This is a genomic window from Bdellovibrio sp. SBM16 (genome assembly GCF_056175625.1).
This window is the reverse complement of the sequence record NZ_JBJKJG010000009.1, coordinates 115,737-129,610: the sequence shown is the minus strand read 5'-3', so window position 1 is coordinate 129,610 and position 13,874 is coordinate 115,737. Positions and strand designations below refer to the sequence as shown.

At 43.8% G+C, this 13,874-nt stretch carries 9 protein-coding genes; 3 read left to right on the top strand and 6 right to left on the bottom strand.

The window, feature by feature from the left end:
• Positions 1-371 precede the first annotated feature (371 nt).
• Entirely contained in the window at positions 372-1,232 is an 861-nt protein-coding gene (locus tag AC04MM_RS11100; protein WP_475380426.1) for a hypothetical protein, read from the top strand.
• Here AC04MM_RS11100 and AC04MM_RS11095 read toward each other — a convergent pair whose 3' ends face one another.
• The 3 genes from AC04MM_RS11095 to AC04MM_RS11085 are packed head-to-tail and all read right to left on the bottom strand — an operon-like array spanning position 1,233 to position 3,236.
• Positions 1,233-2,102 carry a CE1 family esterase gene (locus tag AC04MM_RS11095; protein WP_475380425.1) on the bottom strand — a complete coding sequence of 290 codons (870 nt, stop codon included), beginning with the start codon at positions 2,100-2,102 and terminating at the stop codon, positions 1,233-1,235.
• Complete coding sequence (locus AC04MM_RS11090; protein ID WP_475380424.1) at positions 2,099-2,578, bottom strand: tRNA (cytidine(34)-2'-O)-methyltransferase; 480 nt, start codon at positions 2,576-2,578, stop codon at positions 2,099-2,101. Before AC04MM_RS11090 ends, AC04MM_RS11095 begins: the two co-directional genes overlap by 4 nt.
• 55 nt (positions 2,579-2,633) lie before the next feature.
• Complete coding sequence (locus tag AC04MM_RS11085) at positions 2,634-3,236, bottom strand: gamma-glutamylcyclotransferase (protein WP_475380423.1); 603 nt, start codon at positions 3,234-3,236, stop codon at positions 2,634-2,636.
• 198 nt (positions 3,237-3,434) lie between these two features.
• On the opposite strand from AC04MM_RS11085, the gene AC04MM_RS11080 reads away from it, so the two are divergent.
• Positions 3,435-3,896 (top strand): glycine cleavage system protein H, encoded by a 462-nt coding sequence (locus tag AC04MM_RS11080; RefSeq protein WP_475380422.1) that lies wholly within the window; start codon positions 3,435-3,437, stop codon positions 3,894-3,896.
• Positions 3,886-4,809, top strand: a complete 924-nt coding sequence (locus AC04MM_RS11075; RefSeq protein WP_475380421.1) for a DMT family transporter — start codon at positions 3,886-3,888, stop codon at positions 4,807-4,809. The genes AC04MM_RS11080 and AC04MM_RS11075 overlap by 11 nt, the downstream gene beginning before the upstream one ends.
• Here the strand turns inward: AC04MM_RS11075 and AC04MM_RS11070 are convergent.
• From AC04MM_RS11070 to AC04MM_RS11060, 3 genes are read right to left on the bottom strand one after another with little or no spacing between them, the layout of a single operon-like run.
• Positions 4,727-5,815: an AI-2E family transporter gene (locus AC04MM_RS11070; RefSeq protein WP_475380420.1), complete on the bottom strand. Its 1,089-nt coding sequence runs from the start codon at positions 5,813-5,815 to the stop codon at positions 4,727-4,729. The two genes, AC04MM_RS11075 and AC04MM_RS11070, sit on opposite strands and share 83 nt — an antisense overlap.
• Before the next feature lie 12 nt (positions 5,816-5,827).
• Positions 5,828-8,065: a penicillin-binding protein 1C gene (locus tag AC04MM_RS11065; protein ID WP_475380419.1), complete on the bottom strand. Its 2,238-nt coding sequence runs from the start codon at positions 8,063-8,065 to the stop codon at positions 5,828-5,830.
• Positions 8,052-13,850: an alpha-2-macroglobulin family protein gene (locus AC04MM_RS11060; RefSeq protein ID WP_475380418.1), complete on the bottom strand. Its 5,799-nt coding sequence runs from the start codon at positions 13,848-13,850 to the stop codon at positions 8,052-8,054. Before AC04MM_RS11060 ends, AC04MM_RS11065 begins: the two co-directional genes overlap by 14 nt.
• Between the last annotated feature and the right edge of the window lie 24 nt (positions 13,851-13,874).

Genomic DNA, 13,874 nt, shown 5'->3' with positions numbered 1-13,874 from the left:
CCGCCGCAGCACCAGCTACGGTTAATAATGAACCCGGTGCCGAGGTACCGATTCCCACTTTACCCGTGTCATCAATGCGCATTCTTTCTGTTGAGCTCGTGCTAAATGTTAAAGGATAACCTGTTTGATAGGCCATGAAAGAAACGTTCTTAGCACTGCCTACCTATCGGCAAGATTTTTGGATTTATTGTGCTTTTTCTCGACATTTTTTAATAATTATTCTCGAATTTGGATTAATTCGACACGATCTTAACCACTGCTGCTCCTCTCCAATAAAACGGCACTTTGTAAAGGGTTTTTACAGGACTTTAACCCTGGCCCCGCCTAATTTTTCTTAAAGTGAGGCACTCCTTTCGCAGGCAAACAAAAGCATGCGCACAGTAGTTGTAGTAGTATTTTTGTTTATTGCCTCGCCGCTGTTGGCGGCTCCTACCCCGCAACAGATTGCACGCGCCCATGGTATTTTAAAACAATTTGTCCTGCCATCGCAGATTATCCGCATGACACCGCAACAGCGAAAAACCTACATGAAAGAAGTCACCTACCAGCAACTGCGCGAACGTGATCTGCTGCTTACAACCGAAGATCACAAAGTTGAAACCCGAAAAAGCTCACTTCAATATTACAACCGCTACGAAGGCTTCAGTGCCGACAAATATATGACCCTAAAAAAAGGCGAGCTGCTTCAGATCATCAATTACCGCACGAGCAATGAAGTGCAATTTGACCCGAAGAAGAATTTTTCCGGTGTCGAAGGCTCGTACGTCGATATCCTGGAAGTCTCCGTCACCAAACTTGATAAGAACTTACGTCCCGTTGGCGAACCGTTTTATCTCGATGCGCAGGGCAAGCTTGATCGTAAAGTTCCGGGAGTTGAACGCTTTGAAGGTGGTTTTTTATCCCGTCACGGCTCGGTCAGATTCAGTCACGCTGGCCTTGGCGATATCTTATTCAATGCCAACGTGGCCAAGACTACAACTCATCAAATCATCCCGCCCTATACGGCGGCGGTCATAACCAAAATCGAACGCACCCGCATGAAGTGGACCATTGCGAATTATAACTACGTCGTCACACTTTATTTATTAAATTGCCCGAAGGAATTTCAGGCCCAGAAATGCGAAGTAAAAATCAAAGGCACTAAATCTTATCACGACCCAAACTGGGCGCATCACATCATAGAAGAAAACCGCCGCGTGATAAAATTTTTGGGCGGCGAACTTCATTATTAATTAGCGGGTAAAGTGATTAGTCCACTCTAAGAAAGCCTGTGTTGCCGATAATGTCTCTGGCGATGTCGCAAAGCTGTGTTCATGACCGCCGCTGTACTGATGGCGCATTTTATTAATTGAAACAAAACTTACACTGGCACCGGTGTACATATTGTAATGGGTAATTTTATCATCTTTACGGTCTGTTGCCAGCTCTTCGATAGATGCAACCGCCGAATCATTTAACTTCTGATCATCTAATAAATCAAAAAATCCGAGAAATTGTTTTAAGACCAGTTCATTGCTTTTTGCCGTCGAAATCAGGTCATGGGTGCCGGAAAAAATAATTACGGTACTTAATTTTGTTTTTTTACGGTGATCACCGCAATCGTAAGCCCAGCTGGCCAGTTTTTCTTCGTCATCGCCGAATGAAAATAAGCTGTTTACGTATTTGTATGGCGCCCCAGAATGTAAAAGTGCACCTTTAAAAACATCCGGATAACAAACAGAAAAATGCGTCGCTAAAACTGAACCTGCCGAAAAACCACCGACATACACTCGGTCTGGATCGACCACACCCGATGCAATCAAGTGCTGGATTTCACCGACCAACGAAGACATTAATCGCTCACGCTCCTGCAAGCTTGGTAAAAACCAGTTCCAGCATTTGGCCGGATTGGCGAAAATACTTTGTTCAGGGGCCAAGATCAGCGGATTCACAAAACCGGTGATCTCTTTGATCTGCGATTGTTCGATAAATTGTTCGGGCGTTTGTAAACAACCGTGAAGCCAGAGCACCAGTGGTCGTTTTGGCTCTGTTAAATTTGTCTTTTTCGCCAGTGCAAAGTTTACGGATGTTAGCGTTAATAAAAGTAGAAGTGCATTTTTCACAAATTGACCTGTCTAAACCCTTCGTAGATCGTGATCGCAACAGCTGTAGCCAGGTTCAAACTTCTGACTGGCCCTGTTTGCGGTATCATATAGGCACGATCTAGATTACTATTAAGCAAATCCGGGTCCAGACCTTTTGTCTCTTTGCCAAAGACCAACCAGTCACCTTTTTGAAATTTAGCATCGTAGATAGTCTGCTCAACTTTGTTTTCGATATAAAAAATACGGCTTTTATCTTCGACCGAATTGTACCAGTCGTTAAAACTTTCATGAATTTTCCACGAAAGATGTGGCCAATAATCCAGACCCGCACGTTTTACCTGCGTATCGGTGATTTCAAAACTCATGGGTTTAATCAGGTGTAACTCACAGGTCGCCCCTACACAGGTGCGACCGATGTTGCCGGTATTCTGCGGAATTTCCGGTTCAACAATAACAATGCGAAATAATGGGTCGATTGGTTTTAAGTGGTCCATTAGGTGCCAGGTCCTGTTTCGTGCCAGGCACTAAACAGGACCTGGCACCTAGTTATTAAACAAGATGGTTATAAACCTCTTTGCCTAGCGAACTCAATGCTAAACGGCGGCCTTTATCCACAATCAACTCTAACTTCATTAACTCGCGATAAAGGGTTAAGTCGTTGATCGGCACGATATCACGGCCTTTGACAGCTCCTAATTTAAGCACATAGGTCTTTTGCTTTTCACTTAACTGCATCGGCAATGGCTGCTGAGCTTCTAAAGACTCTTTCCAAAGGCCATCGGCAATAACTGCTGCTTTTGCCGTCAACTTTTTTGGATTGTAGAAGTAAACTTCAGCCGTATCGGTCTGGCCCGAAGCTTTAGTCACTGTTGCCTGTGCCCGGTAATGCAAGCCCTTAGCGGGTTCGGTGGCCTTTACCCCCTGTAAAGTGTCCATTAGCGCCAATAACGTCGGATCAGACTTCAATTCGATAAATTGTCCGTGAATAGTGGCTGTTTTCTCTTCGGTGATTACGGGAAACCCTATAGGTAAACGATAAGCTGTTGCTTGGATCGTTGCGGGCTCGTAAGACACGATAAACGGCATTAGTTTTTGGAAATGGAACATGCCCTCGGTCCAAGAACCGATCATAAAAAAACGCATTGTCGTCATTCATCCCCCTCTGACTTGTGACTGGCAATTAGTTATTTCTCTAAAAGTTGGTGTGTTGTAACAGACACATTTGTACAAAGGCAATTTTTAAAATTTGCGTTAAGAAAATTTTTATCTTTTTGTCAAAATCCGCCAAAATTTGACCCTATGAAAAAAATAGTTAAAATGAATTTATCTTAAGCAGAAATAGGAAATTATATGGCTGGAAAAATTAAAAATTTTAATCACAACCTTTGGTACTCAGAAGAAGACGGTATTGTTACCATCGGCATAAATGAAGACGGTTTAGGAGATATCACAGAAATCAACACCATTGATTTACCTCCTGAACAAGAAAAAGTAGAAGCGGATACAGCTTTTGGTTCTGTTGAATCAGACGACGGAACAATCGATATCGTTTCACCGTTTGACGGAACAATCATCGAAGTCAATTCTCAGGTTGTGGATGATCCAGCTGTTCTTATGGAAGATCCTTATGAAGAAGGCTGGTTAGTGCGCGTAGAAGTTGCCGGCGAAATCGACGATGAAGAAGAAGACGAAGATTACGACGACGAAGACGATGAAGAAGAAGACGAAGATTACGACGACGAAGACGATGAAGATGACGACGACTACGATGAGGACGAAGACGAAGATTCTGTCGAGGAAGATGAAGACTAACACTCTTTATTTTCTTACCTGCGCCATCATCTGGGGATTAACCTGGATTGCGATCAAGTACCAGCTTCCCTACGTTGATGGCACCGCAGCTGTTTTTTACCGGTTTATTTTTTCAAGTGCGGTCATGTTTGTGGCCTGCCTGTTTGCCAAAACCCATTTATTTAAATTTACCCGTTCACAGCATCTGCGTTTTGCCACGCAGGGGCTTTTTATTTTCTGTTTAAACTATTTGTTAACCTACTGGGCTACGTCGATGGCAACTTCGGCATTGATAGCTCTGGCATTCACGTCACTGATTTTCTTTAATATGTTCGGTGCCAAGATTTTTCTTAATCTTCCGTTCGAGAAAAAAGTCGTATGGGGCGGCCTCTTAAGCCTGTGCGGGATGGGTTTTATCTCATGGAATGAATATCTGCATATCGGCTTGCACCCGAATTCACTTTGGGGTTTTTTGATCGGCTTACTTTCGACAATCTCGGCCTCTGCCGGAAACTTAGTTTCGTATTTGAATAAAAAAGATCAGGTTTCAACCGCGGCCAATAATTCGTGGAGCATGTTGTACGGCGCCGGTTTTTCGCTGTTAGCCTGTTTAATGATGGGAAAATCCCTGCACGTCGAGATCACCCAGCCATTTGTGATTTCGTTTTTCTATCTATCAATATTCGGAACCGTAATTTCGTTCTGGGCCTATTTTAAACTGATTGAAAATGTCGGCCCGGCCAAAGCGGCGTTTACCAGTATCGCTTCACCGGTGATCGCCCTGGTTGTTTCTACTTTTATGGAAGACTTAAGCTGGACCGTGTTTTTAGCGATCGGTTCACTGTTTTGCATTATGGGGAATTTTGTGGCGCTGTCTCACTGGCCTCGCCCTGGGCGTTTTCTACTGTCTCGTGCAGCGAAGTCCCGTTCATAATTTTACCGATTGAAAACGCCAGCTCGGCAATGATCGGCCCCAAGAATAATCCCGAAATTCCGAACATGGCCAGCGCACCGATGAGTGTTAACAGCGATACCAGCGGATGCATTGCTTCTTCTTCAGACGTCAGAATGTAAGCGCGGATCACGTTGTCAATACCCCCGGCAATCCCCAGAGCCACTAACATCACGACACCGTCACCTACTTCGCCCTGTAAAAAGCTGAATATCGCCAGCGCTCCTGATACCGGAACCGATCCCACCACCGGCAGAAACGACATAAAAAATGTCAGGATAAAAATAATCATTAAATTACCGAAACCGGCAATCGAAGCACCGATGGTGACAATTGCTGCTTGCACCGAAGCGACAATGAGCGTTGAAAAAACTACGGTGTAGCAAACACGCTGTAACAGGACCACTAGCGTATTTAATGACACCGGCGATAAAACGCGGCGGTCTTTGAACCACTCTAAAAATTCGCGGCGTTTTAACAGGAAAAAATACAAACTGGTTACAAAGATAAAAAGTTGCAGCAAAAATTCAGGAAAATTCGTCACCAAGGCCGTAAGCCACGGAATCACGAAACCCAAAACTCGCGGTAAAATAGACTGAATATCAAAATCTTCACGCAGGTTAAAATTAAATCTCTCTGAGATGTCGCCGACAAAATGCCACATCTTATTTAAGGTTTCCTGAATATTCTGGTACACCGGCAGCTGCGCGATGGTATCCTGCTGCAGCTGGGCTAGATTTAAAATCCCTTTGGTCACAATTAACGTCACCGGTGCAATAATGATAAGAATAAGACCTGTCACCATTGCAAAAATTAACAACTTTTCTTTTTTGGTTTTTTGCAGCCAGCGGTTTAATAGCGGTGTCATCGCCATCGCAAATAATGAAGCCAGCAACAACGATGTTTTAAACGGCCAGAACAGTAATAAGAAGGCCACATAGACAGCCGTCAAAATCGTGTACTTAAAAATCAATTCTCTGTCGTTCATTCGACCTCCCGTTTACTGGCTTATAACTTTAACATTAAAATAGCTGCTTTGGGAACGTCCTAAATTATCGCTGACTGACACCGAATAGCGTCCGGGAATATCGGTTTCAAAGAATATAGGGTCGTTTTTAAACGATCTCCCTACATAATTTTTATTTACGAACCAGTCTAAGTATTGACTGTCGGATTCAGAAATAGCGCGCAACTGAATTTTCGGCTTTTTGAGTTTTCCCTGCTGTGTCTGAATCAGGTAATCGATATTTTCCTGCGGACTGGTGATACTGAGATGCCCGGTCCGCGCCTCGCCGGCACAGGAAAAATTTTTATCCGAAAGCGAAACTTTTTTTAATCCGGCTTCTTTATAAACTGCCAGCAGGTCATCCGGCCAGACTTCCACCACCCGGCTGACAAAACCGGGCTGTGGCTGGCAGGAAATTTTCTGGCTGTATGGATCAACAAAGACTTTGCGGTGCAACGTGCAGGTTTCAATCGATGAAACGGCCGGAATAAACAAAGCTTGCTCGTGACGATGGCCGCAGTTTTCACTGACTAATTTTTTTGAAACACTGCAAACCTGCACGGTTTTGATATCAAGCCCTACCCGCGAATCCCACAGCGGGTTTTCATGGCCGTTAAGATATTTTGGCTTGTTGCGAAGAAAATCATAAATCTGAAAGTAAAGCGGTGCTGCCACATTACGGCCGATCAAAGCCGGATTCATTTCACGATCGTTATCACCGAACCAGATGCCGACGACATAATTTCCGATTAACCCCATGGTCCACGCATCTTTGTAGGATTTAGATGTTCCGGTTTTCCACGCCAGCGGCATCGGGGGCGTCGTTAATTCATGCAAGGTTGTACTTTCGGTGCGCGGATTTTTCTTTAGCATCTGTAACGTGATGTAGACCGACTCCGGCGTTAAGATCTGCTGTGGCGTTTGTTTTTTAGCTCGCAAGGTTACGTTCAGGTCGGCGTATTTACCCTGATGCGCAAGAGCGGTGTACAATTTAACTAGATCGAGCATCGTCATTTCAACCCCGCCGAGCGGCAGGGATAATCCGTAGTGTTTTTCGTCTTTAAACTTCAGCGTACTTTTACCTTTCATGAATTCGTAAAAGCTAGGCTGTGAAAGTCGGCGCGCCAGATCCACTGCCGGAAGATTACGGCTCAGAATCAGCGCCTGATCACTGGCAAGAGGCCCTAAGAACTGTTCATCAAAATTTTCTGGGTTGAGACCGGAAAAAGTCATGCGCGTATCTTTTAACAGGGATTTCTCAAAGATCACACCCTGTTGCAACGCCAGCGCATAGATAAAAGGTTTAAGTGTTGAACCCGGTGGTTTTAAGGATCTGTTGGCATCAATCTGTCCTTTGATGTCTTCATTAAAATAATCACCTGAGCCGATATAGGTCATGATTTCATTGTTGCGGCTGTCAACAAGAACCAGCGAGTAATTTTTAATACCAAAGCGGCGGATCGAGTTAAAATAGGTTTGCGCAAGCCTTTCGATGTTTTGCTGCAGATTAAGATCAAGCGTTGTTTTGACCGCTTTGTCTTCTATTCCCCGCTGCTTCAGGTATTCGATAAAATGCGGCGCCTGAAAACTTAAGCCCTGCTTTTTCTCGCTCGCCTGTTTGGTGAACTTCTGTGGGTTTTGCGGGATCTGCACTAAAAAGTTTACTTGGGCTTCGGTCAGCTTTTCACAGGCAGAATTAAAATAAAAAAAACAGGCGGCCCCAACGCCCTCAATATTTGACCCGAAAGGAGCCCAGTTTAAATAAGCCGAAAGAATTTCTTCTTTACTGTACAGGACTTCAAGCTTTACCGCCTGCACGATCTGCACTAATTTACCGGAAATCGATTTCGTTGTTTCTGGGTACAACAGCCGCACCACCTGCATAGTGATTGTCGATGCCCCTTGTTTACGACCGTTGCTTAAAAATGTTTTATAAAAAGCACGTGTTAGAGCAACCGGATTAACACCGGGATGATAATAAAAATACTGATCTTCTTTTTGCAAAAAGGCCCGAGTAAGCTTGGGATCGATTTCTGGAGTGTTGGTAAAAAACCGGTATTTTTCATCACCCGACAAAGTCAGGCGCAAGAGTTTGCCGTTACGGTCGTAAAACTGCTGCGACCAGGTTTTTTCCGCAAGCAATTGACCTGAAAAAAAATACGGCAGCGCTACGGTTAAACCGACCACTGCTGCACCTAAAATTAAAAAAGAAATTTTTTTATTTAACTTCAATTTGCCCCGAAGCACTTTGGCCGGTTAAATCCGTGCGGTATAGACCTTTAGCGAAAATGCCCGGAACTTTAAACTGCCCTTTAGAAATCGCTTTAATACGGTACGAATACTCGACCATATCTTTGCCGATCAGCGCATAAATATTTACCCGGTCTTCTCTGACATCGACCAGTTGGGTCAACATCGGCGTCATACTCGATACCTGGGCGTAGGCTTTGTTGAGCATTAACTTAAGTGGCCAGTAAGATGCACCTTCGCCTTCCGTATCGCCTTCACCATTTCCTTCATCCTGATACGATGGCGGATCAATGTTTTCCTCACCCGGAGTGTACGAATCAGAATCTAACGGTTTGCGGATTGAATCCATCACCACTTCAAATCCTGCCGGCAGCAAATCCGTAATGACAACTGACGACAGATCATCGCGCGAGGCACGAGCCCTGATCTTCACCGTGACTTCCTCACCAATTCCCACCGAATTTACGATTTTGCCGTCAGCAGTCTCAAATGTACGTGAAATTTCTAAGCCTTTGTAATCCTGCTTCATGGTTTCATCTTTGTTAAATCCGCCATTTACGTAAGTCATCAGCACCGGATTACCAGGGTTTTCGATGACTAATTTTTTATAGCCTTCCAGCAGATCAATTTTTTTCTGTCCCTTGAGATCTATTTTTTTATCGCCGCTATTAATCGCGGTGAACTTAATTTTTTCAATATTCGCTGCCGCGGATCCTGATTTCATTAAGGTATCCAGAGACATCAACAGATAGCTTGCCGAGTACGTATTCATCTGCCCGCGGTTGGCAAATTCGATCACATTAAAAAAAGCTTTTGAGGTGAAGACATCATTGGCTTTATCCGGAAAATGTTTAACTGATAAGGCGAAATTTTCAAACAACTCTGACTGCGGAAAAATGTAACTGTTATCCAGGCTAACATCTTTGTTTTCTTTAACCAGCGCCAAAGTCTTCTGGCTTAAGTCATCCTGTAAAGCCACCTTGTAGCTGGCGGCAAGATACTGCGCTGCAATCGGTGAAAAGTCTCTTTTCGCCGCTTTGTCTTTAACTAAGGTCGCCAGGTTTTTCAGATCTTCTTTCGGCACATACTGCGAACGCACCAGGATATAGACTGCTTTGGCCTTACGGAATAAATCCATCTTAGACTGCGTCTGGTTGTAATCGGTTTTAAGGCTGGTTAAATAGCGTTTCCACATATCCTCAGGAACCGGCTCGCCTTTTTCCTGCATATATAAAAAGATCATGCCTAAGTGCAGTGACACATCCCAGTTAGGCTGGCTATCGTTAGGGTACAGCGAAAATGCACCGGTTGCCTGCTGACGGGCCCGCAACAGAGCGATCAACTTATTAATTTTTAAGTTTTCATCCTTATTACGGTCAGTTTTTTGCACTAATGCGGTTAACTGACTGGCAATCTGCTCCGAACATAAAAAATCATTTAATTCATAAAACGCATTAAATGGTTTAACTAAATCTGTAATCGATGTGTGCAGCTGCACATAGTTCTTTTTAAATTCCGGCTTTTTATCATCCGCCACTACCAGCTCAACCGGCTTATCCTGCACAATCATCCAGTCGATTTTTTGCTGGTACGGAACCGCAGGCCGGTTAGAAACCTGAATTTCAATCTTGGCTTTTTTAGCTCCGATGCCGGCGCTAACCGTAATCGGATATGAACCTAGTTTGTCTGTGGCTTTAGCACGAACATTCACACTTTTTTCTTTATTCTCCGGAATCACGATTTTCTCAACACCTTTATCCACAATGCTAAACCCATCGCTGCCGGTAACAATGACTTCAACCTGCGCATCCGCACCACTGCCTTTGAGCTGATTGGCGATAATCAGGTTTACTTCAAATTCATCATTCGGTGCCGCAAAAGTAGTAGTCGTTGCGTTGATGATAAAATCACCGCGCACATTCACATCTAAGCTGTCCGAACCCAGTTTTTTATCGTCAGCGGCAACAACCATCACTTTTAAGTTGCCGTTAAAATGATCCGGAACTTTGTACTGAAAGCCCGACCATTTATCACTAAGATTGACTACCCCGATCCAGTGGGCCGTTGACGGAAGATTTTTACGCTTAAACGGATTAAGGCTGCGGCCTAAACTTGCGCCTTCGTCGCCCCCTGCCGCTTTTGGCAGAACCGAATTAAAATCCGGCATCACTAAATCAAGAATCTGATAGGTGTTTACCTGCAGCGCTTTTTTCTGAAAGAAATAATTTAACGGAACCGGAAGTTTATAGTTGGCCACCTGTAAAATTCCCTCGTCCACTAAGTAAACCGCCGCCTTGGTCGCCTGATCGGATTTAACTTTGAAGGCCAAGGTATCCCCCGGCTTAACGACTTCGGGAGCGCTTATTTCAATTTTTGACTTGCGCGCCTCTAAATCAATCGCAAAAGTTGCGGCCCCATAGGCTAATGGCGAAGTATAAATTTCTTCTGACTTTGCATCTCTCAGCATGGTCACGACAATGTAAGCCTGACCTTCTAACCCCTGCGGGATCTGAATCTTTTCAACCGTACTTTTGGCATTGGTTTTAAACCACTTACGCGCATATACTTTATCACGCTCAATCGTGATCAGGCCGGCGCCGACATACGGTGATTTAATTTGCACTTCGATTTCTTCATTTGGTTTATAGTCTTTTTTGTTAAGGCCAAGCTTTAACACCGAAGACTTTTCCAGGCCACGCTCGATGTCGGCTGTACCTACGACGTTAAAAGTCAGTCGGTTTAATTCGGTTTTCTGGTCATCTTTAAAAACCAGGATATATTCACCGACTTTATCGGTTTCAAGTTTAAATTTGCTCGGCTTTGCCGTGGTCGCCAGTGTATAGGTTTTTAAAACAGTTTGTTTGTACACCGTCTGGTAGGCATAAGTGTCATTCGGAAGTTTCATTAACACTGATGTTGGTTTTTTCTCAACCAGATCAACTTGAATAGTGCTCACTGCGACCGGTGCCAGTTTCGGATCAACCGTTAACACTTCGATCTGAGCTGCTGAATCTTTTTTGATAAAAGAAAGATCCAGTAAATCTGAACGATAACCTAAAAGAAAATCCTGTTCTGAAACCAGCTGACTTAACTGGGCTTTTACACTTTTACCGCCTTCAGTTTCAAAAACTTCTGAATCAATGGATAAGCGGTATAACGATCTCTCTAATTGGTCTAAGCTTAGGTTCCATTCGGCTTCACCGTTTTCGTTGGTTTTTACATCCGGTAATGAATCATTAATTTCAATTTGTGTGGGCTTTGGCACATTGAAATAATAGTCTTTCCATTTTTTAAAATGTACATCAGTTGCTCTGATGCGGATTTTCGAACGTGCGGTTCTGTCTGCGGCTGGTTTTCCGTATAGATTAAAAGCCGAAATACTTAATTTTAGATCCTGTGGCTTAACCCAACCTTCAAGTTCGGTCTGTGAAAGGCTCGTACGCACTTTAATCTGATCGGGCTGAAATTCTTCCACCTGAAAGGTGGTGCTACCGATCATCACCGTCGACTTATCCGGCTGTTTGATGTAGGCGTACAGATTATAGCTTCCGGTCTCAAAGTAATCCTCGGTTTTAAAGCCGATACTTTCGATCGAATTAGAACTTACTTTGATCGTTTGCTTGAACACCTCTTGTCCCGTCGGGTTCTGAATCACGATATCAACCGGGATCTGGGTAAATACTTTGCCCCAGCTTTTTGATCTGACGATCAGACCAAAATCGGCTTTCTCGCCCGGACGGTAAATGCCACGGTCTGAGAACATATATGCATTTAACTGATCAGACTCAGAAGAATCACGTGCCCCGCCGATATCAAACGATGTTAAATCCAGCTCCCGCGAATACGAGTTAAACGGTACAAACGAAATGCTCTCGCCAAAAACTGCTGTAAACGCGACCGGCTCTTTATCGTAGTTAAAATCTTTTAAGTTAGGAAATTCAGCATAACCTTGCGCATTGCTATCAACACTTAATACATTGATGCCGTTTTGTCCCAGCACACTCACTTTCGCACCGGCCACCGGAAGCCCGCTACTTACATTTTGCACGAACACTTCGTAGCTGCCGGCCACAGTTTTTTTAACGATTAACCCTAAATCAGATAAAATGACAAAGCGGCGGTCATCAACATAGGAGGCCGAATCTTTTGATTGAACTGATACCAAGAACAGGCCTTTTTTTCCGGCAGATAAAAAATTTCCCAGATCAATCGAACTGAACTGTGTTTTCTGCGGGTTTTTATTAATTAACGGGATATCGCCGGTAAAACGTTCGGCGATACGGTCAGGTCTGATTTCGTAGATATCCGGATTGGTAAATTCATAAACCAGTGCCGGAATTAGATGGTTCACGTGTTCCGGGCGGATCTGATGCAGCTGATAAGTAATTTTATTTAAGTTTCGTGATACTAACGACAGTTGTCGGCTTCCGGTTAACGGTAATAACGAACCCTTACCCATAATCTGTAAATCCGACGGGTACTGCGGCACCGTGATCACCTTTTCAAAATCATCTTTAAGTTTAAAGCCGCCAAATGAAGTCGTATCGCGCGGGATCCGCACATACAGACCGCGCCCCGGCGTTGAAGTAAACTTATAAGAATGTTCCAGCGACACCAACTGCTCCGACGGGATGGTGGTGATTGTTAGCTTTTTTGAACGCTTTAATTCGGCCTCGGTCACTTCTGAAGGGCTTGCCCATGGGTAGGGCTGTTTTTTCTTTTCCGCCGGATCTAACTGTAGTGGTAACTCATACACCTCGATGGCTTTAAACAATTCTTCTGAGGCAATTTCGGCGACGTTAGCAAGGCGTAAAATTTGTTCGGATTCAAATTTTTCATTTCTGGCGATGACGATGGATGCACCGGTAATTTTAAAATAATCATACAATGAGGGCACCCGCACAGAAGCATCAGTCATATCTGGTGCCTCACCGCCCAACGGTGAAGTAAACCCTTTAGCGACAACATAACGGTAGGTCATGTTGTTTTCACTGATTTTTAAATTCGCAGAATGTACATACATATGTACCTTGTGCTCATCAAATGAAACCGAAAATTCTAAATTTGATTTTTTTTCTAAGCCGCCGTCGGCTTTTTCCATTAAGCTTAAGCGTTTTTTCACAGATTCAGGGTCGACTGGATAATTAAAACGAAACGTCGCAATGACTTTTTTGTTATCGGCAAAACGCGGGTCCTGATGAAAAGCTGAACTCTCGCGGAAAACTTTTAAGTTATCCACCTGAAATTTAAAATCGTAATCTTTAAGAATAATATTCGGGCCAAGAATTTTTTTAGAAATTGAACCTTCGAATTTTTGCCCAATCGGCCATTCGATTTTGCCTTTTTCCATGACCGGGGTAAATTTAAGCTCTTTATCTGAGACCCATACCCACTGACCTTTGATTTCAGGTTTAAGCTTTATTCCTTCTGTGATCGGTTTGCCGACCGACTCAACGGATGCCGCCGATTTACTGAACGTAATAAACAGCGAACGCGCTTCGGGTTTTTTATAGTCATACAGATAAATCTGACCGACACGAAAAGTGACAGCATCTGGCTTTGGTAAATTATCGTAATAATTTTTCGCTAAGAAGGCGCCGGCAACAACAACACCTGCTGTCGCAACTGAAATAAAAATTTTTTTAGTTTGCTGCGGATTAGCCTGAAGCTTCTCGGTAATTTTGCGCATCCAGTTTGGCTGTGTGTAATTGACCTGGCCGAAAAGAGCAGCGAACAGTTGATTCAATAGCTGAATAAATTTTTTCATGAGAGCACCTTGCTGTATGTCTAT